General features: G+C 69.9%; 18 protein-coding genes and 4 pseudogenes. 13 read left to right on the forward strand and 9 right to left on the reverse strand.

From position 1 onward, the window contains the following. Nucleotides 1–69 precede the first annotated feature (69 nt). From OG978_RS37070 to OG978_RS37080, 3 genes and pseudogenes are all read left to right on the forward strand, one after another. Nucleotides 70–1161 carry a hypothetical protein gene (locus OG978_RS37070; protein ID WP_326769431.1) on the forward strand — a complete coding sequence of 364 codons (1092 nt, stop codon included), beginning with the start codon at nucleotides 70–72 and terminating at the stop codon, nucleotides 1159–1161. Nucleotides 1162–1280: 119 nt separating this feature from the next. Continuing rightward, nucleotides 1281–1496: pseudogene (locus tag OG978_RS37075) on the forward strand (IS701 family transposase); the annotation flags it as partial. A 1030-nt stretch (nucleotides 1497–2526) separates the two neighbouring features. Next, nucleotides 2527–3333 (forward strand): hypothetical protein, encoded by an 807-nt coding sequence (locus tag OG978_RS37080; protein WP_326769432.1) that lies wholly within the window; start codon nucleotides 2527–2529, stop codon nucleotides 3331–3333. Nucleotides 3334–3647: 314 nt separating this feature from the next. On the opposite strand, the gene OG978_RS37085 is transcribed toward OG978_RS37080, so the two are convergent. The 3 genes from OG978_RS37085 to OG978_RS37095 all read right to left on the reverse strand — a co-directional run bounded on the left by OG978_RS37085 (nucleotide 3648) and on the right by OG978_RS37095 (nucleotide 6775). Then, nucleotides 3648–4343, reverse strand: a complete 696-nt coding sequence (locus tag OG978_RS37085) for a hypothetical protein (RefSeq protein ID WP_326769433.1) — start codon at nucleotides 4341–4343, stop codon at nucleotides 3648–3650. Between the two features lie 6 nt (nucleotides 4344–4349). Then, nucleotides 4350–5288, reverse strand: coding sequence for an NUDIX hydrolase (locus OG978_RS37090; RefSeq protein ID WP_326769434.1), 939 nt, complete (start codon nucleotides 5286–5288; stop codon nucleotides 4350–4352). Between the two features lie 1256 nt (nucleotides 5289–6544). Further along, nucleotides 6545–6775, reverse strand: coding sequence for a hypothetical protein (locus OG978_RS37095; RefSeq protein WP_326769435.1), 231 nt, complete (start codon nucleotides 6773–6775; stop codon nucleotides 6545–6547). 283 nt (nucleotides 6776–7058) lie between these two features. Here OG978_RS37095 and panD point away from each other — a divergent pair, with 283 nt between their 5' ends. From panD to OG978_RS37115, 4 genes are all read left to right on the forward strand, one after another. Further along, nucleotides 7059–7484, forward strand: a complete 426-nt coding sequence (gene panD / locus OG978_RS37100) for an aspartate 1-decarboxylase (protein ID WP_326769436.1) — start codon at nucleotides 7059–7061, stop codon at nucleotides 7482–7484. A 30-nt stretch (nucleotides 7485–7514) separates the two neighbouring features. Then, nucleotides 7515–7874, forward strand: coding sequence for a GNAT family N-acetyltransferase (locus OG978_RS37105; RefSeq protein WP_326769437.1), 360 nt, complete (start codon nucleotides 7515–7517; stop codon nucleotides 7872–7874). 36 nt (nucleotides 7875–7910) lie between these two features. Next, the gene (locus OG978_RS37110; protein ID WP_326769438.1) at nucleotides 7911–8537 is read left to right on the forward strand and encodes an aspartate/glutamate racemase family protein; all 627 of its coding nucleotides are present in this window, start codon (nucleotides 7911–7913) and stop codon (nucleotides 8535–8537) included. Nucleotides 8538–8952: 415 nt separating this feature from the next. Beyond that, nucleotides 8953–9237 (forward strand): hypothetical protein, encoded by a 285-nt coding sequence (locus OG978_RS37115; RefSeq protein ID WP_326769439.1) that lies wholly within the window; start codon nucleotides 8953–8955, stop codon nucleotides 9235–9237. Between the two features lie 21 nt (nucleotides 9238–9258). Here the strand turns inward: OG978_RS37115 and OG978_RS37120 are convergent, their stop codons facing one another. Continuing rightward, entirely contained in the window at nucleotides 9259–10635 is a 1377-nt protein-coding gene (locus OG978_RS37120) for a helix-turn-helix domain-containing protein (RefSeq protein ID WP_326769440.1), read from the reverse strand. 204 nt (nucleotides 10636–10839) lie between these two features. Between OG978_RS37120 and OG978_RS37125 the strand changes: the two genes are divergently transcribed. After that, on the forward strand, nucleotides 10840–12252 hold the full coding sequence (locus tag OG978_RS37125; RefSeq protein ID WP_326769441.1) for a M64 family metallopeptidase: 1413 nt from the start codon (nucleotides 10840–10842) through the stop codon (nucleotides 12250–12252). Nucleotides 12253–12256: 4 nt separating this feature from the next. On the opposite strand, the gene OG978_RS37130 is transcribed toward OG978_RS37125, so the two are convergent. The 3 genes and pseudogenes from OG978_RS37130 to OG978_RS37140 form a co-directional block, all read right to left on the reverse strand. Beyond that, nucleotides 12257–13054: a family 1 encapsulin nanocompartment shell protein gene (locus OG978_RS37130; protein WP_326769442.1), complete on the reverse strand. Its 798-nt coding sequence runs from the start codon at nucleotides 13052–13054 to the stop codon at nucleotides 12257–12259. After that, entirely contained in the window at nucleotides 13054–14127 is a 1074-nt protein-coding gene (locus OG978_RS37135) for a Dyp-type peroxidase (protein WP_326769443.1), read from the reverse strand. The genes OG978_RS37130 and OG978_RS37135 overlap by 1 nt, the downstream gene beginning before the upstream one ends. Nucleotides 14128–14295: 168 nt before the next feature. Then, nucleotides 14296–15189 (reverse strand): annotated as a pseudogene (locus OG978_RS37140) (NADP-dependent phosphogluconate dehydrogenase); the annotation flags it as partial. Between the two features lie 202 nt (nucleotides 15190–15391). Here OG978_RS37140 and OG978_RS37145 point away from each other — a divergent pair. The 5 genes and pseudogenes from OG978_RS37145 to OG978_RS37170 form a co-directional block, all read left to right on the forward strand. Then, on the forward strand, nucleotides 15392–15658 hold the full coding sequence (locus OG978_RS37145) for a hypothetical protein (RefSeq protein WP_326770325.1): 267 nt from the start codon (nucleotides 15392–15394) through the stop codon (nucleotides 15656–15658). A gap of 637 nt (nucleotides 15659–16295) precedes the next feature. Next, complete coding sequence (locus tag OG978_RS37155; RefSeq protein WP_326769444.1) at nucleotides 16296–16760, forward strand: hypothetical protein; 465 nt, start codon at nucleotides 16296–16298, stop codon at nucleotides 16758–16760. 169 nt (nucleotides 16761–16929) lie between these two features. Then, nucleotides 16930–17574, forward strand: coding sequence for a zinc-binding dehydrogenase (locus OG978_RS37160; RefSeq protein ID WP_326769445.1), 645 nt, complete (start codon nucleotides 16930–16932; stop codon nucleotides 17572–17574). A 273-nt stretch (nucleotides 17575–17847) separates the two neighbouring features. Next, nucleotides 17848–18560, forward strand: a pseudogene (locus tag OG978_RS37165) (alpha/beta hydrolase); the annotation flags it as partial. Between the two features lie 276 nt (nucleotides 18561–18836). Further along, nucleotides 18837–19161, forward strand: a pseudogene (locus OG978_RS37170) (NF041680 family putative transposase); the annotation flags it as partial. A 511-nt stretch (nucleotides 19162–19672) separates the two neighbouring features. On the opposite strand, the gene OG978_RS37175 reads toward OG978_RS37170, so the two are convergent. Continuing rightward, entirely contained in the window at nucleotides 19673–20338 is a 666-nt protein-coding gene (locus OG978_RS37175) for a DDE-type integrase/transposase/recombinase (RefSeq protein WP_326770273.1), read from the reverse strand. Between the two features lie 80 nt (nucleotides 20339–20418). Then, complete coding sequence (locus tag OG978_RS37180; RefSeq protein WP_326769446.1) at nucleotides 20419–21618, reverse strand: alpha/beta hydrolase family protein; 1200 nt, start codon at nucleotides 21616–21618, stop codon at nucleotides 20419–20421. Nucleotides 21619–21730: the final 112 nt, after the last annotated feature.

A 21730-nucleotide genomic window follows, 5' to 3' on the forward strand; every position in this document is an offset into this window, starting at 1 on the left:
CGGGCATCGAGCAATCGAGCGAGAACGGGAGTGCGGTGTGAGCGGGGCTGGGGGCAGGATGGGTCGTCCGTGTCCGAAGAGGAGTGGGAGCGGTTCCTCCGTGAATCGGTGACGGGTGCGGCCAGGGCCCCCGTGGAGCCGTCGGCGCGCGCCCGTGAGGTGGAGCGGCGGCTGCGGGAGAGCTCCGGGCAGCCGGAAGGCTGGCGTACGTACTCACCGGCCCGGCCCCGGCGCAGGACAGGCTGGTACGTGACCGGGCTGGTGGCGGTCGTGGCCCTCCTGGTCGTGGGGCTCTTCCCGCAGCAGGTCGTCGGCTGGTTCGGTGGCAACGACGGCGAGCAGGACGGGGCGCCGCTGGCCGCCGAGTCGGAAAGCCCGCGGGAAGCTCCGGGCGCCGAGCGGGATCTGCCCCCTACCCTCGCCGAACCCTTCCGGGGTTCGCCTGCCGCCCGCTGGGCCGACGGAGCGGCAGGGATCACGGTGCCACCGGCCAAGGCGACCGGCTGGATGGACGCCGCCCAGGTCGAGCGGGAACTGCGGCAGAGCCGGGATTTCCTGGTGGCCGCAGGGCTCAACTCCCGCGTGCTGCACGGCGAGCGGCCCACGAAGGCGATCGCGCTGCTGAACCCGCACCAGAAGGACATCCAGGAGTATCTCCGTAGCTCCTTGTCGTCGACGGCGCCCACTGACAAGACCGACCCGCTGCTGTTGTTCAGCCGCTTCCGGCCGGAGCAGTCCCGGCTGGTCGGTGACGTGGTCAAGACACGCGGCCGTCTCACGTACCGGGAGGGGAAACAGGGGGCGGTCGAGGTGACGGCGGACGTCACCTTCGTGTACCCGGTCACCCCGGCAGGCGACGGCGGGCGGGACGCCGAGGTCGTCCGTACGATCGTGCGGCGCCAGGTGGTGATGAGCTGGGACGACCCGGCCAAGGTCATCACCGAACCGGGCACGATGTCCCTCATCTCGTACGCGCTCGACATGACCAACGGCGGCTGCTCCGCCCCGACCGGCTACTTCGTTCCACCCTTCGGCGCGGCCGACGAGCAGCCCGCCGGCGAGGCCCACCAGGTCGATCCGTACGACCGCAGCAAGCCGATCGACACGAGCAACGGCACGACGGCCACGGGCAACAGCTGCGCGACCGCCACCCGCTCCTAGTACTCCAGTCGCGCTTTGCCATTTGTCCTGGTCACAGGGCCCTTTTGAAGTCTATCGAGCTGACGCGCCGTCAGAGTGGTGGTTTGTGACTCATCCGATCGGGGCGCGTTGAACCAGTCATGGAGACGGAGAGCGATGTCGAAGTCGGTCTGTGGGATGCCGAGTTGGACTCGTTGCTGCTACGGGTGGGAGAGCGGTTCGGCCGGGTCGAGCCGCGGCGGCGGATGCGGGATTACGTGCGCGGCTTGCTGGGCCCGGTGGGCCGCAAGAACAGCTGGCAGATAGCCGAGCACGCGGGCCACGACACCCCGTACGGACTGCAGCGGCTGCTGTCGTGGTGCCAGTTGTGGGTGTGGCCGCTCTCCGCCCCGCACGCGCAGTACGCCTGGGCCCGAGGTGCCGCAGCGGCCTTCAGGCGGGCCTTTAGGTGGGCCTTGAGGTGGGCGACCGCGGCCGCACGGCCGGCGGCCGCCGACGGCAGACGCTGCTCAGGACAGGAGGGGCGGCTGTACGAGATGCGCACCGCTGTACCGCCTCGCCCGGCAGCGTCCAGGCGCACGGTCCATCTTGCGTCCCAGGACCCGCTCGTCCAGCTCGCTCACCGCGGCCTGCGTCGTCTTGAACTCGCCTTGCGACCAGCGCGAGCACCATTGCCTCCCGGAAATCGGGACTGAGCCGACATCGGTGCTGCTGCTCGGCCGGCCCGCAACGTCGATCGGCCCAGGCTCAACTCGCAAGCGCAGCAACCCGGCCCGGCAGGGCGTCAGCGGGCCGGGCCTTCCACATCGATCGGGTGATCTGACCCAGTGGGAAGGGTTACTCCCTGGACGGCTGTAAATGATCAGCAGGACTTCAACTGCCAGCTACCTCTCCAGCTCCAGGGAGTCCCGTGCGTGCACCCCTTCTGTCTGTGGTCTTCGCTTCGGCGATCTCTGTCAGCCTTGCCGCACCACCGGCCTACGCCGCCTCTGGGATGACGGCCTCAGACGTCGGCGGGTTCGTCACCGACGGAGACCACGTCCACGTGTCCAGCACTCCGCCCGCAACAGCATCAGCACATGGATGGTGGCTGGACCCGCTCGGCAAGCACAAGAATGTGAAGGCAAAGGTCACCATCTGGCTTCAGACCAAGCATGGACACACCTGGAAGACTGTCGCAGAGGGGTCCAAGAACGTGAAGGCCGGTGGCAAGGCGCCAGCTCCCGCCGCGCCAACGCTCGCAAGACATGCGAGAACAGGGACAAGACCCAGTGGCGCAGCGTCATCGATGTCGACCTGATCGGCATCGCGGACTCCCCTGAGAAGGCGGTCACCAAGACCGTCACCCTGTCGTGCGGAGCGTAGAAGCAGAAGGAGTGCAGTGACATGGACGTGAGCGATCCGACCCTCATCATGGGCCTGCACGGGGTCTTCCACCGGCACCCGTGGATCGCTCGCGTCCTTGCCGAGAACTACCTGGAGGACGAGGACGTGTTCAGTCTCGCCGTGGCCAGGGCGGAAGCCTACGGCTGGAGCAGCACTCACCTGGGCCGCGGTCCGCTGGACGGCTGCCGATGGGGACACAATGACGCCGGTGAAGACTGGACCGAGGACGACCGTGTCCGCCAACTGGCCTGGCTCCAGGTCGCCGTGGAGGTACAGCTGCACGGCCAACGGCTGCCCCTTCTGCCGGTGGCCACCGTCCTCAGCGATGTACTGCATCACATGGGCACGTACACGCTCACCGGCTTGCACACGGTCGTGCCCCTGCAGCTGTCCACGGACGACGGTCCCGTCTACTTGTCGCAGGCCGCGGACTGGGTGGCCACTGCGGGGCCGGGACCGGCGGCTGACTGTGTCATCACCATCGCGGCCCGGGAATCCGCCGGTCTGTCGAACCGAGCGCAAGACGTGAACGTGCTGATCCTCGAATGCTCCTATGGTCGCCTGGCCATCCATCCCGGCAGACCCTCTGCACCCACAGGGGGGCTGGCTCCCTCCCTCGTAGGTGAGGTACAGACCGAGGGAATGCAGAACGTGGCGTCGATCCATTGCTCCTTGCCGGCCTGGTCGCTCGACAGCGCCATCTGGGCGGCCGAGGTCACCGCCACCGCAGTACGCGATGTCGGCGTGACAGAACCAGTGCTCCTGACCATCTCCCAGAATGGCGATGACCCCGCACAGAACGTGTGAGTGGGCTACCGGTCCTCGGGACCGGAACCGGTGACGGGCGAGTACACGACCGCGCGCGGCACGCCCGTGGTAATTGCTGAGGTCACTACGCAGGCGACGCGGCAGCCTTGTCCGGCGGTATGGTGCGGCGCCCAGAGCCGCTCGTCACACCATGCCCGCTGTACGAACGGCCGGGGGTGGCAAGGAGCAGTGCGGGCCCGTGCCGACCGACACCCTACGGCTACCGACCGAGTGTCTGGGGTCGATTCAACAAGTCAGGAGCCTGACCAGGGTGCCTGTGGCCGCACCCCACGACGCCCGGTCCCGGTCCACGATCACAGCCCGCCTGTACGCCGAGGCCCTCGGCGAAGATCACCCTGGGCAGGTAGCAGCCTCCGGGGCGTGCGACTGGACACTGCTCGCCCTTCTGGTGGCGCGGCTGCGGCTGTGCCCCCGGCAGGTCCTGGTGGACGCAGGATGCGGCACGGGCGGGATCGGCCGAACCCGGCCATGTGCTCGTCCCGTTCGACACCGACCGCCCGACCGGGCCCGGTGAGCGCTGCGGCGAGCGCGAGCGAGACGCCCGGCCCGGTTCCGAGGTCCAGGTACGTGTGCCCGGCAGCGATCCGCATCCTCTGGAGGACTTCCACGGTGTACGGGGTGAACGTCGACATCGCCGTCATCCGTCCTCCACGCACGATGCCACGGGCCTGACCCTCCAGCCGTTCGCCGTCACGCTGGACAAGGACCGACTCGCCCGAGTACACGAGGTCCTGCCACTCGGCCCGGTCCTTGGGGTGTGCTCCGTCGAGCAGCTCCCACACCACTGGCTCGCCGGCCTGTTCACCACGGCGTACATACGCCCGTGGCATCAGCACGCCGCGGTCCAGGAGCGACAGCGCATCCCGCAGGCGTGGATCGGTCAACACCCCATCTTCTTGCAGGCGTTCGACCAGCGCCAGACGCGCCGATGCCACGTCGGTGAGCCGGCCCTCGGTCACCGAGTCGGCTGTGCCGGATTCGGCATTCACCGCAGTTCACCTGCCACCGGTGGCACGCACTGGGGGTGCCCAGCCGAGCTCGGTGTACGCGGTGCCGGTGAGGATGCCCTCGATCGCGGCACGGGTGTAGCCGACCATCGGGTCCGGCAGACCGTCCAGCGGCCACCACTGCCAGGCCGTGCACTTGTCGGGCTCGCGGACCTCCGGCTCTCCGGACCACTGAATCGCCCGGAAGAACAGCTGAATCCGGGGTTCGGCGTTCTCATGATCGTCGAGCAGGTGCACGGTGTGCACCAGGGTGAGGTCTGCGGGCTCGATGACGATCCCGGCTTCCTCATACGCCTCTCTGACCAGGCACGCGCGAACGCTCTCCCTCTCGACATGACCGGCCAGGGCATGCCACTCGCCGCCCGCGAACTCCACATCAGGGTGACGCAGACCGAGGAGAGTACGGCCGTCACGTTCCAGGAACAGGTGCGCGCCGATCACGTTCTTCACCGCGCCCGCCCCGCCCTGACCGGTGTCGTCCCGTGGTCCAGGCAGCGGTGGAGCGGGGTGCTCGGTGTGGTGGGCCTTGATCACCTCATGAGCCCACCGGCACATGGACAGCTGCTCCATGGTGGCGATGTCGAACCAGGCGAACATGATCCCTTCGGTGACGGGCAGGTCATGGGCGGTACCGTCCCAGCGGGCCGCATAGACCTGGATCTTCCCCTCGGTGACGTTCGGGCCGTGGGTCTGCACGGTCGTGCAGGGGGTGATACCGGAGAGGACGAGCCCCGTCTCCTCAAGGATCTCGCGGGCGATCGCTTCGTCCAGAGTCTCGCCGGGCTCGGGCCCGCCGCCGACCAGGGACCAGGTACCGGGGTCGCAGATCGGTTTGTGTGCATCCCTCAGGTGAAGGAGGTACTCTCCGCGGCCGTTGACGATCAGGACGGCGGTGCTTGTGGGCTGAGACGAAGTGGACGCGTTCAAGGAAATACCGCCTGGGCGTGGGGAGTTGGTTGGCGTTTGGGGCATGCTTCGCAGCGCTCGGAACGGGGAGGTTCTGCAACCTGGGGCTACTGAGGGGAAAGGCGTGGCAGCAGGTCATCGCGCTCGAAGTAGGAGTGTGTGCGGCGTGGGTCACCGGTAAGCAGCTCCCGCGCTTGGTCTGCGGAGATCACGGGATGGGAGTAGTTGGGGTGCTCCGTACTGGAAAGGCCGGGCCGGCAAAGGCGGTAACCTTCCGTTCCGCGGTAGCAGGAGAGGGGGACTCACTCGGAGTGGAGGCGATGTGAAACCCGCCAGGGTATTTCTCCTGATGCCTGCACCCGATGCCCTCTGCGACGCAGTTCAGGAATGACTTCCTCGTACGAGAAACGGGATAGAGGATTTCCCGTCACAGGTCATTGAGAGTGAACGGGGGGCGACGGCCGAGCGCGTCCGACAGGGCTTCGGACAACGAGCCGAGTCAGCGTGCCTTCGTAGCGCACGTAGCTCCGGTCCCACCGGAGTCGGCCTCGTAGAGCTCTTGCTCGGCTCGCGAGACGCCACCCTGCTCCTGCTTCCTGCGCGCTCTCACCGTCGGCCCCCCGCCCGACGGACAGCCGGCGGCCCGGCGTGCACGTCCCCCGGTGATCGGCGGGCTTGGAGCCGGTCGGCTGCCCACCCCGTATCCGGCCGTGCCGAGCAGCGGGCGGACACGCCAACTCGCTGCGCACCAGTGGCGGGATGGGCAGGGGCGGGCGCAATCGTTCGAAACCGAGGGGCTTGTCCACGGAGGCGGGAAGAGAAGTCATCGTGTCCTCCAGCAGGTCATCGAATGGCACGGGTGCTCTAAGAACGGGCCCCGCGGCTCGCCGTAACGGGTGACGACGAGGGGAATCCTGGATGTCTGTGCGAATACCGCGATTCACGCCGGGTGTGCGGGGGCGGGGCGTTTGAAACGTCTCCGTTCGATGGATGGTCCCCCCTTCGGCCGCATCCGCCGCGGGTTTCCGGCCAACCTGAAACCCTTGCCGACCCGTGCAGCGACTGCGCCGCTCCAGTGGGCGCCGCGCGGCGTCACGGGGTCGGCAATGGCCCGATTTTGCGCGGCCGCACCACGGCCGCGGAACCGGCGTGCCAGGCTGCCGTCCCCGAGGCGCACTCAGACGCCCCGGACTCCGCCCGCCGCCCCGGAACTGGCCCGCTTCCCGGCACACGCGGACTTGGTGGCCGCGAAAGACAGCCCTGCTCGGGCATCTTCATCACCGGGCTCCTCCGGGAGCGACGCTGTGGTCGACTCGGCGGCGGTAACTCAGCCACTGCTCGGCTGCGTCCGCCAGCCGCAGCGCCCACGGAAACGACGTCTGACGCGCGATCCGGGCCCACGAGCGGGCGTTCACCGATGGGTGCACGGCGATGCCCGGCGCGGGCGCGATCCAGTGGAATGCGTCGCCGGTGGTCACCAGGCAGATGTCGTCGATCTCGGGTAACAACGTACGAGCTCCTTTCCTGCCAGGCGAAGTCGCCCAGGGCAGCGGGACGGGGCGCCGCTCGGCGGGGCTGCGTAGGCTTGTGCAGTCGTTGCGGTGGGGTCCGGGAGAGCGGACGAAGCCCCCTGCAGCCGCCTGGCGATGTGTCAGGAGAGTCGGCAAGTGGTCAGCATGAGTCCTGAAAAATCTGGGGAATGCTGCCCGAACATGCGACTCGTTATAGGGTGGGAAAACGCCCTTGACCTGCAAAAATGCAGGCAGGGAGCCTATGTCCAGGAGTGCCGCGATGCTGCGTACCATGTTCAAGTCCAAGATCCACCGGGCCACCGTGACCCAGGCCGACCTGCACTACGTCGGTTCCGTCACCATTGATGCCGAGCTGATGGAAGCAGCGGATCTGTTGCCCGGTGAGCTGGTGCACATCGTCGACATCGACAACGGCGCTCGTCTGGAGACGTACGTCATCGAGGGCGAGCGCGGCTCCGGTGTCATCGGCATCAACGGCGCCGCCGCCCACCTCGTCCACCCCGGTGACCTGGTCATCCTGATCAGTTACGCCCAGGTCGACGACGCCGGGGCACGCGGCCTGGTCCCGCGTATCGTGCACGTCGACGCCGACAACCGGATCGTCGAGCTCGGCTCCGACGCGTCGGCTCCCGTACCCGGCACCACCACCGAACGGAGCCCGCACGCCGTTCCCGCGGCGCGCTGATCCGGTCCGACCTCTTCAGGGAGCACCGTCATGGCAGAACGGACCGAGCGGATCGAACTCGACATCCGCGACGACCGCGCGAGCGGCAATCTGCTCGCGTACGAGAACGGCAAGGCCGCCGGAGTCATCGCGTACTTCGTGATGGACGGTGACCCCGCCGCGCTCGTCGCCGTGTACACGGTCGTCGAACCCGGCCACGAGGGCAAGGGCATCGCGGGCGCCCTCGTCCGGGAGTTCTACGCCATGGCGGCCCGCGAGGGTGTCCCCGTCGTGCCGCTCTGCCCGTACGCCGCGAAGTGGGCGGTGCGCCACCCCGACCTGGCTCCCGAGGCCCCGGCCGAACTGGTGGAACAGGCGAAGACGCAGCTCAAGTCCCACCCCGAGCTGTAACGACCCGCGTCGGCCGGGGGCTGTACTGTTTGGCCGATGACCCTCGCCCTGCTGCACACCTCCCCGGTCCACGTACCGGTCTTCGACGCGCTCCGGGACGCCGACCATCCCGAACTTACCCTGCGCCATCTCGTGCACGAGGACCTGCTCGCCAGGGCCAGGGAATCGGGTCCCGAAGCGGTGTCGGGCGAGGTCCGGGCACTGCTCGCGGGCGCCGTCGCGGACGGTGCCCGCGCCGTTCTCTGCACCTGTTCGACGATCGGCGCCGTCGCCGAGGCGGAGTCGGCCTCGCTCGGTGTTCCGGTGCTGCGTGTGGACCGCCCGATGGCGGCCGCCGCCGCGGCACAGGACCGCGTGGTGGTTCTCGCGTCGATCACCGGCACGCTGGCGCCGACCCTCGCGCTGCTCGCCGAAGAGGCGGGGGACCGGCCCGTCGACGTACGTACCGTCGTGGTGGACGGCGCCTGGGCGCGCTTCGAGGCCGGTGACCGCGACGGCTATCTGGACCTCGTCGCGGCCGCCGCCGATGCGGTCACGGACAGCGATGTGATCGTGCTGGCGCAAGCGTCCATGGCCGACGCGGTCACCCGTACGGTCACCCGCGTTCCGGTGCTCTCAAGCCCCCGGCCGGGTCTCGCCGCCGCGGCTGCCGCCGCACGCTGACCTCGTACGGCTCCCGGATCCCGGCAGATCATCCGGAAGCCGTGCGCATGGACTCACCAGGCGCGGGCAGCCGCTCCGGGAGACGGTGGGAGGAGATCCACCCCGAACCGTTCGGAGGCCCCCGATGACGAACCCTTACCCCGACCCGGTGCCGCCGGCGCCCACCCCCGGACCGATGCCCGGACCACCGTCGCCGCTGCCGGAGCCGCCGCCTCCGCCGCCCGGACCCGTCCCGCCCGGCCCGGCACCGGACCCCATTCCGAAACCGCCCGAACCGCGCCCCGAGCCGGTGCCGGAGCCGTCGCCCCGGTAGGCCGGATGACGGCGGCCGGGCGAACGCGGCGGCGAACGCGGCGGCGAACGCGGCGGCGAACGCGGCCGGGTGCGCCCGACGGGTTCGGTGCCCCCTGGTGGCGTGCCTCGGCCGCAGCTCCGACTGCCGCTGAGCCTGATCGCTGCCCGGGCGCGCGCCCTCGGTGTCGAATTCGACCACGGGCACCGCCTGGAGGCGGCCGCCCTGCGCAGCGCCGAGCCGTGGTTCGCGGCCGGGTACGAAGCCTGTGGCCGGGTCTGGACGGGTGCCGCCACCGACGCCGACTTCGGGGCAAGCGCCCCCTTCTTCCACCCCTGGCTCGACGACCCCTGCTGGTTCACCCGGACCGTCGAGACGTTCCTCGCCCGGGGGCCGGCGAGCCGCTGAACCGGTTCCGCCGGGCCGGGCTCAGGTGGTGGGTGGCCGGACCGGTGCCGGTCCCAGTGTGGTGCTGCCGGGGGAGGCCCGATGGCCGAGCCCGGTCCGGTACGCGTCCATCGCCGCCTCGGTCCGGCCCACGCGCCGCAGCAGATCGCCCAGCAGCCGGCAGATGTCCGCGAGATCACCGGCGGCACCCGCCCGTTCCAGCAGGGCCAGCGCGGTGACGTAGTGCTCCTCGGCGGACTCGAGTTCGCCCTGTTCCTCGTGGATCAGACCGAGCAGTCGGTGCGCGCCGCCCGCGTGGACCGAGCCCCGGTCCGGGTGCAGTTCGCCGAGGAGCCGGTGCAGCAGCTCCCGGGCCTGGGTGGTCCTGCCGCGCCGACGCAGCACATCGGCCAGCTCCACTTCGACCTGGGCCGTGTACAGGGAGGCCCGCTTCGATGCCAGCATGTCGCGGGCGGCGCGCAGTTCGGTCTCGGCGCCGGACAGATCGCCGTCCTGCGCGTGTACGTAGCCGCGCATCCAGTGGCAGTGTGCGAGCTCCGTACGGATCTGTAGCTGCTGGTAGATCTCGGCCGCCCTGGCGAGCGAGGCGTCCGCCTCGGCGGTGCGGCCCGCCGCTATGAGCGTACGGGCGACGCTGCGGTGCAGTCCGGCGACCAGCTCGGGATCGGACACCTGCGGTGCGAGGGCCAGTGCCAACTCGCCCGCCTGGGCGGCGCGGGCGTGGGCTCCCATGTCCATGTACGGGGCGATCGCGGCCGTGTACAGCAGCAGGAGCGCGCCGGGGTCCTGGAGGCCGGAGGTGTTGAGCTCGTCGATGGCGCTCTCCAACAGGTAGCAGGCGTAACGGAGTTCGCCTGCCAGGAGGTGGGCGACGGCCCTGCCCCGGACGGCCGGCGCGCGCCGGGGCAGGGGAGCGTCGGCGAGCAGCTTCTCCGCGGCCTCGAAGTGCTCGCGGGCCGTGGGCAGATCGCCCGTCTCCAGCGCGCAGTGGCCGAGCCCGAGCAGGGCCGTGGCGCGTTCCTCGTCGAGCCCGTGCCGGCCGGCCTCGGCGAGCAGGCCGGCGTAGGCGACGGCGGCGTCCTCGGCGGCGCCGGTGGCCAGTGTCCGCTGGGCCTCGACGAGTTTCAGCCGCAGTCCGGTCGCGAGATGGGCGGGGCGTCCCGTCGCCAATTCCTCGTACGTGATGCCGAGCCGGTCCGCGAGGTGGCGTACGGCCGCCTCCGACGGGCGTACCCGGCCCGCCTCCAGCGTGGAGATGTAGGCGGGGGTGTAGGCGGGCTCCGCCAGCTGTCGCTGCGTCAGGCCACGTTCGGTACGCAGCCGTTGGACGCGACGGCCGACGGCTCCGGGATCGTCTTCCGGCCCCGCGTCCCGCCCTGCTGTGCGCCTCTCGTTCATCGCGCCGCCCCTTCTGCCTCGCTCCGCCTCGAAATGCGGTCCATGCATCGTAAATGCCCGGTTACGAGCCTCAACCACCGGGCATCCGGGCCTTGTTCGGCGGTCCGCACCCCTCTAGGTTAAGCGTTGCGTTAATTCAACTTAACTCACGAGTTACGTGAGGGTTGTGCCCTGGAAGTCCCCCCGGACCCGAAGGAGTTGTCCATGCACATACGCCCCCGTACGCGCCGAGCGGCAGGAGTCATGGCGGGGCTCGCTCTCGCCGGCCTCCTGGCGGCGACCGCCGCCACCGCACCGGCGTCGGCCGCCCCCACCGGTCCTGACGGCGGCCGTCGCATCGCGGCCGAGTACTTCCCCGAACCCGGTGGCTCGGGCCGGACCGTCGAGGTCCCGGCCGGGGCCCCCGCACGGAAGGGCGCAACCGCCGCCCCGCTGAGCGCGGCCGAGGCCGCCGTCGACGGCACGGTCGGCGAACAGGCCGTGACCGGTCCGTCCGACGACCGCCTGGACGTCGTGATCATCGGTGACGGCTACACGGCGGGCCAGCAGGCCGACTTCCACGCCGACGCCACCGCCAAGTGGGCCGACATCACCGCCCTGGAGCCCTACAAGAGCTACCAGGGCCTGTTCAATGTCTGGACCGTCGACGCGGTCTCCAACGAGTCCGGCATCAGCGGCGATCCCGGTGCCGACACCGTCAAGGACACCGCGCTCGGCAGCTACTTCTGGTGCTCCGACATCGAGCGGCTGATCTGTACCGACATCGACAAGGCGGCCGCGTACGCCGCCAAGGCCCCGGCCGCCGACCTCGTGGTCGTCATCGCCAATTCCACCAAGTACGGAGGCGCCGGCTACTCCGGGCTCCAGGCCGAGGGCCATCCCTTCAACGGAGTCTCCACCCTCTCCTCCGACCACGCCTCGTCCAGCCTGATCGCCGCCCACGAGATAGGGCACTCGGTGGGTCTGCTGGACGACGAGTACACCTACGCCGAGTACGGGACCTGGACCGGTGGCGAGCCGGGCGGGATCAACTCCACCACCTACACCCCCGCGCAGCTCACCGAGAAGCAGGCCAAGTGGTACCGCTGGCTGGGCCAGGCCGACCCGGCGGGCGGCACGGTCGGTACGTACGAGGGAAGCGCCTACTACCCGCTCGGGCTCTACCGCCCCACCGCGTCATCGATCATGCGCGAGCTGAGCAACACCGAGTTCAACCTGCCGGGGCGCGAGGCGATGATCGCCGGGTTCTACCGCGCGGGCAACGCACTGAGCAGCACCGTCGACACCGGCACCGCCGTCGGACCGGGCCGGCGTATCACCGTGAGCCGGGCGGACCTCCGGACCGCCGGCGCCGGGACGCAAACCCACCGGCCCGGCGCTGTCACCGGTCTCGCCAGGGCCGATCTGCGCTGGTACGTGGACGGCGTCGAGAAGGTCTCCGCCCGGGGACGTACCTCCGTCACCCCCGCGGCGCTCGGCGTCCGTGCGGACGGCCGCGGACACCGGGTGACTGCCGAGAGCGTGGACCGTACGGATGCCATCAGCGACCCCGCCGTCCGCGCCCTGGCCACCGACACCCTGACCTGGAACGTCAGGGCGACCGGCCGCAGGAGGTAGTGCCTCAGGCGATGATCGGGATCACGGCCTCGGGCGTCAGCATCCGGAAGGTGAACGCCTGATGGAAGTAGAGCCGGATGCTGGTCGCGTCATGGTCCTGATAGCCGATGGACAGGTCCTGGCCGAGGCACAGCTCGAAGTCACCGCCACGGGTGGACAGCAGCACACCGCCCTTGACGGCGGGCGCCCACAGGATCTGGTCGTCGAGCAGCCGGGCCAGATGGGTGGCGACCGGGTACCCGTGGTCGGAGGTCTCGGTGGCCTCGGTGAAGGCATCGGCGCCCAGCAACAGCCGGTACGGCCCGTCGACACCGGCCAGTCGCAGCTGGGTGAGGGCCTGGCTGACGGTGGTCGGGTAGTCGCGGGCGTCGGCGGGCAGCGTCAGCGGCGTGTGCGAGGAGCCGTCCCGGAGCCCGGTGATCCCGGCCGACGCGTACCCGTCGATGATCGCCATGTCCTCCGCGAACGCACAGGTGCGGGCGGCGTCCTTGACGGGCTGCCAGTCGCTGTCGTCCGAACCACGCTCGACGTCGTCCACGGCCGACCGGGTCACCGTGAACGGCACGCGCCACTCGATGACCGGCACCGAGGTACGGGCCCGGGCGATGACGTCCGGAGCGGGCGGATCGATGTCGCGCAGATGACCGTCCCCGATGGCCGCCAGTTCGGGGCCTTCCGGGTCGGTGACATCGACGACTCGGCGGCCCGCCACATGGCGGCTGAAGGTGCGCCGGGCCTCTTCTTCGATCTGGTCCCAGGCGGCTTCCGTGACAGGGGCGAGTTCGCGGTGGAGATTGTTCATCACTGGGCGCTTTCTTGCAGGCTGCCGATGTGCAGCGAACCGTCGGCCGGAGCGGCCGGGACCGTGGCCTCCGCCGTCACCGGCGCGGACGCGGGCTCCGGCAGGGCGTCGGTTCCGGCCGACGAGGGCGAGGGCGGCAGGGCGTCCAGGAAGTCGGCGCCGGGGGCGTAGAAGAGCGTGCCGGTGACCGCGGTCGAGAAGTCGAGAATGCGGTCGTGCGTGCCGGGTGGACTGCCGAGGAACATATTGCGGAGCATCTGCTCGGTCACCCCCGGATCGGCGGCGTAACCGATGAAGTACGTGCCGAACTCGCCCTGTCCGAAGCTGCCGAACGGCATATTGGCCCGCAGGATGTCGCGCTCCGTGCCATCCGGGTCGGTGATCGTGTTGAGGGCGACGTGCGAGTCGGCGGGTTTGACGTCGTCGGCGAACTCGACGTCGTCGAACTTCGTACGGCCGATGACTCGCTCCTGCTCCTCGGTGCTCAGCGCGTTCCAGGACGCGAGGTCGTGCAGATACTTCTGCACGACGACGTAACTGCCGCCTGCGAACGGGGGATCCTCGGCGCCGACCAGGGCCGCCGACCGTGCGTCCGCCCCCACCGGATTCTCTGTGCCGTCGACGAATCCGAGCAGATCCCGGTGGTCGAAGTAGCGGAACCCCTGCGTCTCGTCGACCACCGTCACCGCCCCGCCGAGCCGGTCGAGCAGCTGGGCCGCCCATGCGAAACACACGTCCATCCGTTCGGCCCGGATGTGGAACAGCAGATCCCCCGGGGTGGCGGGCGCGTGGTGCCGGGCGCCGTGCAATTCCTGGAACGGGTGGAGCCGGGCGGGCCTCGGCCCGGCGAACAGCCGGTCCCAGGCACCGGAACCGAAGCCGGTCACACAGGCCAGACCGGCGTCGGGGAACCGGAACCCGATGGAGCGGGCGAAGGCCGCGAGATCCGGCAGCACCTCGCGTACGGCGGGCTCGCCACCGGGCTCGATCGTGGCGACCAGGATCAGTGCGGCGCTGGTCAGCGGCGCGACCACGGGCTGGGCCGCGGCCGGTTCCGCGGTGGCGTCGGGCATACGGGGGCTCCCTGGGGCGGCAACGGCGGGAAACGGCGACGGGCTCGTGGTGCGGGGCGGAAAGAGGGCTCGCTGCTACTTACGCACAGGCGCGACCACGCCGCACCCCGGGCCACCCGGCCGGGGCGAGCGCGAAGGCGGCCCGGCGGTCCGCCCGCCGTCCGCGCGTCAGCCCGCGACGACCTCCGACCGGTCGCCGCCCCAGAGCGTGTGGAAGGAGCCCTCGCGGTCGGTCCGGCGGTAGGTGTGCGCGCCGAAGAAGTCGCGCAGCCCCTGGGTGAGCGCCGCGGGCAGTCGGTCGGCGCGCAGGCCGTCGTAGTACGAGAGCGCGGCGGCGAACCCCGGTGTCGGCACCCCCTGCCGCACCGCTTCGGCGACCACCGCCCGCCAGTCGTCCTGGGCGGCGCCGATCTCCTCGGCGAACTGCCGGTCGGACAGCAGGCTCGGCAGGTCGGGACGGGCGTCGTAGGCCGCCCGGATCCGGTCCAGGAACGCAGCCCGGATGATGCATCCGGCCCGCCAGATCGCCGCCACCGCGCCGAGGTCGATCTTCCAGTCGTACGCCTTGCTGCCCGCCCGGATCTGATGGAATCCTTGCGTGTACGAGACGATCTTGGACGCGTACAGCGCCTGCTCCACCCGGTCTGCGAAGGCCGCGGCTGCCTCCTCGCCGAGCGGGGACGCCGACGGACCCGCCAGGTCCCGCGCCGCCTCGCGCAGATCGGCGTGCCCGGACAGCGAACGGGCGAAGACGGCTTCCGCGATACCCGAGACGGGCACCCCCAGATCCAGTGCGATCTGCACCGTCCAGCGGCCCGTGCCCTTCTGCTCGGCCCGGTCCTGCACGATGTCCACGAAGGGCTTTCCGGTGGCCGCGTCGGTGTGGGCGAGGACCTCCGCCGTGATCTAGATCAGATACGAGTCGAGGCGGCCGGTGTTCCAGCTGCGGAAGGTCTCGGCGATCTTCGCGGGGGAGTAGCCCGCCACGGCACGCAGCAGGTCGTACGCCTCCGCGATCAGCTGCATGTTCGCGTACTCGATGCTGTTGTGGACCAACTTCACGAGTGCTGGAAAGTGATGCTAGCACTGGGCCCGCTACCTGCATTTTCCCAGGTCACGGTTTCGTTCTTCGCCTTGTCGACCTTGGCGCCTCTTGGCAGTTCGAGGCGGTCCTCAGCGGGGGTGATGCTGACCTTTTGCTGAGTTTGCTGACGAGGTGTCAAGGGCGAGTGTGGGTGATGCCCCCTCATAGCCGGGGTGCGGGGTGCGGGAACTCGAGCCGTTCGGTTCTGGCTGGCCAACCGAGGCCAACAAGTTGATCATTGAATGGGGTGTTGTCGTGTCTCCACAGCGCAGGCCTCCCCGGTTCTCCGGAGCCACTTTGCTGGTGCTGAGGGCCATTTCGCGCTTGAAGGCGCTGGCATCGATCGACTCGGTGGGTGACGAGGTCGGCACCGGGAACGATACGCAGCGACAAGGCCACGGCCAGGTGCGCACGTTCCTCAGCGATATCCGGATTGTCCCTGGCTAACTGCTTCTCGAGATGCTGACCAGGTGCGGCAAAGCGGCGAGGGTGTCGGCGACACGGGCGGCGGGCAGGCCACCGCCCTAGGCGAGCTCGGCGGAGCCGCCACCGCGGCCGCCGAGCAGCGCCTTGACCAGAGCGGCTGCGTTCAGCCCGGCCTCGCGGGCCGACTTGTTCAGGGCGACAGCCATGATCCAGCTGCGCGTGCCCACTGCGACGGTGCCGGGGGCTGAGGAACACGGCACAGCCAGTTCCCTGTGGGGCCGGGTGAGTGGCCTGCGCCAAGCCGAGATGCCGGTAGAGGGACAGGGCCGATTCGGCACGCACGGACGTCAGCAGCCAGCACCGGCCATCGGGTGCGTCCGCGGTCACGGCGTTCAGGAGTGCGGCGCCTATGCCCCGGGTGTCGGGCACCCCGATCGTGCCGGGTCCGGGGTCCCTGTCGAGGAGTCCGGTCCCGGACCAGAATCATGCCGACCGCTGTTCCGGCTTTTTGCAGTTCAGCCAGTGCGTGGTCAGGCACACGTCGGGCCCTCTTGGCGTCCCGCACGGCGAGCGAACCCGAGTTTTGACAGCACTGGGCTCCGTGGGGGTCTGTCAGGCCCGCAGAGTGCTGTCAGCGGCTGGGGCTAGGGTCCCTGATGTGAGTGACTACTACGACCTGTTCCTGGCGGTGGACCTGCAGCCGGACCTGCCCGAGCCGGTGCTTCTGGAACTGAGGTGGCTCCTGGGGCAGGCGGACATGCCGACAGAGTTGAAGTCGACCGACTGGGATTCATGGGGTGGTTCCTGGCAGGCCTTCGACGGTGGCTCGGCGAGCCACTCGTTCGACGGGGCCGATGTCTCCCTGCTGGTTCGTGCCGTGGACAGGCCGAACCTGGACGGCAGCGAACCGTGGGCCCTGACCGTCCGGACGTGCGTCCACGAGGACGACTTCGGGGTGACGATGGACGTCGTCGGGTGGCTTCTTCGACACGCGACCACGCAAGGGTGGGTCGGGTTCGTCCGTGACTCCGGCCTGGGCCAGGTCCAACATCTCGTGCGCCACGAGGGTGGCTTCGATCTTGTCGATGTCCGCCCGGTCGGCCAGCAGGAGCGTGTTCCCTGATCATCGCAGTAGCCCGTCTCCGGGCGGGGCATGCGGAACGACTGAAAAGGTCAGCTGACGGTGTTCTCGGCTCGTGCTCGGTGCTGGCGAGAAGGCCTATGGCTTTATCGACCGCTCGCGAAGTTACTTCTCGACGGCTTTGGGAGTCGCTTACTGGGCCCGGACCTCGATGTCGACGAGTGCGGGAGGCGCCTCCGCGCTCGCCTGCCGCTACATGACCGCCTTCCACGGCGTCGTTGACCAGGCGCGGGTCCGCGGCGGTGAATGGGTCGCGGCGTACGGCGCCGGTGGCGGCATGGGCCTGTCGACGGTGGAGATCGCCGCGGCGACGGGTGCCAACGTCATCGCGATCGACATCACGGACGAGAAGCTGGAGGCCGCGCGGGCCCTGGGCTCGGTCCACACCATCAACGCGGCGAAGGACGAGCCCACGGAGGCGGTGAAGACCCTCACCAGGGGCGGCGCCCACGTGTCGGTCGACGCCGTGGGGATCGCTGCCGCCTGCCGCAACTCCGTCCTGTCCCTGCGTACGCGGGGCCGCCACCTCCAGCTCGGGCACACCACCGCCACGGAGAAGGGGGACGTCGCGCTGCCGATCGACGTCATGATGGTCAAGGAGCTGGAGATCCTGAGCGCCTTCGGCATGCAGGGCCAGCGGTTCGGCACGATGCTGAACATGATCGCCGCCGGCCGCCTCGATCCCGGCCGGATCGTGACCCGCACCGTCGGCCTCCACGAGGCGAGCGGGGTGCTGGAGTCCCTGGAGACGTACGGACCGACCGGCGTGGTCGTCATCGACGAGTTCCAGGCCTGAGCCGTCCCACCCGGCGGCGCCCGGAGCGGCGCCCCCTCACGAAAAGAAAGCAGGCACGATCATGCCCGTTTCCCGTCTGCTGATGGACCGGGAACTGAGCCAGGCACTCGACGGCGTCCCCATGACGTCCAACGGCGCGTTCGACCTCACCGACATTCCCGCGACGCGCGCGGCGTTCCGCGCGCAGGCCGAGTCGATCGCCGAGAGCGAGCTCCCTACGACCCGTCGGTCACCACGGAGGAGCACCGCGTCAGCCGGGCGGACGGCCCCGACGTGCCGGTCCGCCTGCTGCGGCCCGCGACCGCGCAGGGACCGCTGCCGGTGATGCTCTGGTTCCACGGCGGTGGCCAGGTGCTCGGCTTCGCCGCCCAGGACGATCCCTGGCTCAAGCGGTTGTGCTCGCGGCTCGGCTGCGCCGTCGCCGCGGTCGACTACCGGCTCGCCCCGGAAACACCTTCTCCCGGCGCCGCCGAGGACGGTTTCACCGCCTACCAGTGGCTCGTCCGTGAAGCGGAGGCCCTGGGTCTGGACAACGCCCGGATCGGCATCGCGGGCCAGAGCGGCGGGGAGGCATCGCGGCGGCCACCGTACTGCTGGTCCGGGACCGCGGCGGCGCGGCGCCCCTGTTCCAGTCGCTGACGTACCCCATGCTGGACGACCGCAACCTGACCGCGTCGAGCCACGAAATCACCGACATAGGTATCTGGGACCGCTCCACGAACATCCTGGCCCGGCAGGCGATCCTGGGGGACCGCACCGGAACCGACGACGTCTCCCCGTACTCGGCGCCCTCCCGCGCGGAGGATCTCAGCGTGCTGCCGCCGACCTTCATCGCGGTCGGCGAACTCGACTGCTTCCGCGACGAGGACCTCGACTACGCCGCGCGCCTGCGCGCCCACGGGGTCCCGGTCGAACTGCACCTCTATCCGGGCGCCTACCACGCCTTTGACCTGTTCGCCCCCGAGTCGCGGCTCGCGGCCACCTTCCAGCAATCCTGGTTCAGCTACCTCGCCCGCCGGTTCCAGGACACGTCCACCTTGTGATGCCCCCGTCCGGCTCGGAAACCGCGAAGCGACGCGAGCGCCGACGCGGAAACCGGTGCGGGCCCCGACCGAACTCCTCGGTCGGGGCCTGACGGCGCGGCCATCAACGAGTGGTTGTGACGGCGATGGCGTGGTGTTCGTCCAGGCCGGGGAAGACATCGATGTCGTCGGTGTCGATCACGTGCAGGCCCCTCCGTCACGCTTTCGTCACTGCCTGGCCCCGCGGACCGCGATCCCAAGCCGGTGTGGCTGTGGTGGTCACGCGCCGATGCCACGGCCGCCGATACGGACCGGCTCTGGCAAATCGTTTCTGCGCAGGTTCGATCTCGAGCACACCTTCAGGATGATCAAGCAGACGCTGGGCTGGACAGCTCCGAAGCTCCGCGAACCGGATGCTGCGGACCGCTGGACCTGGCTGGTCATCGCCGCCCACACCCAACTCCGCCTCGCCCGGCCCCTCGCAGTGCCTCGCCACTCCTGGGAGTCGCGGTGGCGGTGCCAGCCAGGACCGCGCGGGCGGTGTTCTCCGCGTCGGTCGGGTCGGACTTGCCTCGCTGGCGGCGCACTCGCCGGTCGGGTCGGTTGACCTCGACCAGCTTGTGGCCGTGTCTGCGCAGGTGGGAGGCGGGTCCGGCGCCGTAGGAGCCGGTGCCGCGTCGCGCCGAAGGCGAGGGCCTGGCCGAACTGGCGGGCCCAGCTGTCGAGTTGTTCATGGCCGCCACGGTCGGCGGACACGCGGGTAGTGCCCTGGACCCCGCCGACGATGTCCACGGCGACGGCGGTGTGGATGTACTTGTGGGTGCCGACTCCGACGACGACTTTCCCGATCGGTTCTGCCTGCAGGATGCTGGTCATGGCTGTCGGTTCCCCTCCCGGGAGCGGCGGTCAGCGCGAGACCGTCGGCCGGGCGGGAGGACAGGACTGTGACGAGTGCCTGGGGGCAACAGGCTCCTATTCGGTCACTGCCGCGCGGTCGGCGGACCGCATCGAGCCCGCCGCCGGAGTGACCGACAGATCAACAGCAAGGACACCCGAGGGGTCAGTCGTAACACCAGTCAGGCCGCCCCGGCGACGGTGACCCCATCCTCACAGTCGAAGCAGCTCCCGGTCCGGCCCATACTTTGCCGGTGTCCCAACTTCACAATTCTGGAGCGGAGTTTGGTGGAGGTGTATTCCGATCCGCGGTCGCTGTGGATCACGCAGCCGGGCTCCAGCCGGCCCAGCGCGGCGGTCATGTCCTGGGCGTCGACGACGAGTTCGGCGCGGTGGTGGTCGGCCATCGAGCAGCCGATCACCTCGCGTGTGGCCAGGTTCAGCCACGCGGCGAGGGAGAGACGGCCCTCGGCGGCGGGGATGTAGGTGCTGTCTCCGACGATCTTCGTGCCGGGACGGGCGGCGGTGAAGTCCCGGCGGATCGGGTCCGGCGACGGCGCCGCGGTGGTGTCGGCCTTGGTCGGGCTGCGGCGTACGGTGCGCCGGCCGTTCCCGGCGATGCCGTGCTCCCGCATGACCCGCTCCACCCGCTTGTGGTTGACCGGTTGGCCCTGCCGGCACAGTTCGGCGGTGACACGCGGGACATCGTAGTTCCGCCGGAAGACGATGTGGATCACCGCGATCTCGTGGGCCAGGGCCTCATCGGCCCGTCGCCGCGCCTCCCGGGCCTCGGCTCCGGCCCTTACTGTGGGCCACGCGGGGGCACAGGGCGTATCTGCTGCGAGGATCCGGCAGCTCGCGAACTGAGATTCCGCGTCCCTGCGGTCAAAACCGCAGGGACGCGGGCGTCCACGAGTTTTCTTTCAGATCATCCGACACCACCGATGAAACGTACCTCCGGATACCGGGGTGACGGTCCTTCGAGGATCGGGGCGCGACAGCCGCGCAGGTGAAGGTCGAAGTAGGCGAGCAGGAAGTGCCGCTGGATGTCGATGCCGCGTGTCCCGTCGAGTGGGCCTATGAACGCGGCCAGCTGCTCGTCGGTCGCTCCGAGCCGGGAGGCGGCCTGCGGCATGAATGTCTCATAGTCCGTGTACGAGAAGTGCCGGGTACCGGTCAGCCGGAGATGGCGACGCCATCCTCGCAGCCGGGGCCAGATCTCCGGCCAGCTCGGCTTGTTGTCCGCATCTTCGCTCATCAGGAGGAACGGCTTGCGCAGCCCCTTGGCCACCACAGGACCGAAGAGACTGCCGTCGAGGTTCGCGCCTGCCATGATCGGCACCCCTGCCGCCATCGCCGAGGCCGCGGTCGCACCGCCCAGGGAGTGGCCGAACATGCCGGTCCTGGAAAGGTCGAGGATGTCGCCGAGTCCGTGCGGAAGCGGGCTCTGGCGGCCCCGTACGCGCCGTGACAGCTCCTCCAGTACGAAACGGGTGTCGGCCACCCGCACGTCGACAGCCTTGAGGATCGTTGGGTCGTCGTCCTCCCCCGTGAGAGGCGGCATCGCATACTTCTCGACCCGGCCACCGGGGAACTCGACCTGCCCGGCGTCATATGTGTGGTCGATGGCGGCCACGATGTATCCGTGGCTGACGAGCTCCTCGACCAGCGCCGTGCTGGAGCCGCGGTGCTGCCCGTGTCCGTGGGAGTGGAGGATCACCGGACGTCGGCCCCCGCGCGTGTCCGCTGCCGCGCCGATACGGGCGTGCGTGTCCGGCAGCGTGGCGTACTCGGGGAGGAGATATCCCGTCTGCTGGAAGACCGCGGCGGCCTGTCCGGTCATCCAAGGCGCCCTGGGCAGGCCGGCTGCTGCACGTGCGGGGTACCAGAGCTGAACCATCAGCTCCCGTACCGGCCGTGTGGCGACCCAGGGGTCCCGGCGGCTGCGGTCGCTGAGATGCAGCGCCACGGTGCCGAGGGCATGAGGACTGCTCGGCGGCGGAAGGACGAGCCGTACGGGCGGCCGGAAATCACCCGGCGCTCGGCGGGGCGACGCGGCGACGGCGGGGGTGCCGGGGGCGGCGGTCAGAGCGAGTCCCGCAGCGAGCGCGGTGCCCATGGTGACCATACGTCTCCTGCTGATTCCGGCGGTCCTACTGGTCCTGCGGATGCTGCTCGGTGAGGATGAGGCCGGACGCGGCATGGCGATCTCCTTCGCGGGTCGTACGCGCGGCACCCAG

The sequence above is a fragment of the Streptomyces sp. NBC_01591 genome (assembly GCF_035918155.1).
Lineage (GTDB): Bacteria > Actinomycetota > Actinomycetes > Streptomycetales > Streptomycetaceae > Streptomyces.

Coding starts and splice junctions, on each gene's coding strand:
- OG978_RS37105 (WP_326769437.1), top strand. CDS start 7,515: ATGGCAGAACGGACCGAGCGGATCGAACTCGACATCCGCGACGACCGC.
- OG978_RS37110 (WP_326769438.1), top strand. CDS start 7,911: ATGACCCTCGCCCTGCTGCACACCTCCCCGGTCCACGTACCGGTCTTC.
- panD (WP_326769436.1), top strand. CDS start 7,059: ATGCTGCGTACCATGTTCAAGTCCAAGATCCACCGGGCCACCGTGACC.
- OG978_RS37125 (WP_326769441.1), top strand. CDS start 10,840: ATGCACATACGCCCCCGTACGCGCCGAGCGGCAGGAGTCATGGCGGGG.
- OG978_RS37160 (WP_326769445.1), top strand. CDS start 16,930: ATGTCGACGAGTGCGGGAGGCGCCTCCGCGCTCGCCTGCCGCTACATG.
- OG978_RS37135 (WP_326769443.1), bottom strand. CDS start 14,127: ATGCCCGACGCCACCGCGGAACCGGCCGCGGCCCAGCCCGTGGTCGCG.
- OG978_RS37080 (WP_326769432.1), top strand. CDS start 2,527: ATGGACGTGAGCGATCCGACCCTCATCATGGGCCTGCACGGGGTCTTC.
- OG978_RS37120 (WP_326769440.1), bottom strand. CDS start 10,635: ATGAACGAGAGGCGCACAGCAGGGCGGGACGCGGGGCCGGAAGACGAT.
- OG978_RS37180 (WP_326769446.1), bottom strand. CDS start 21,618: ATGGTCACCATGGGCACCGCGCTCGCTGCGGGACTCGCTCTGACCGCC.
- OG978_RS37130 (WP_326769442.1), bottom strand. CDS start 13,054: ATGAACAATCTCCACCGCGAACTCGCCCCTGTCACGGAAGCCGCCTGG.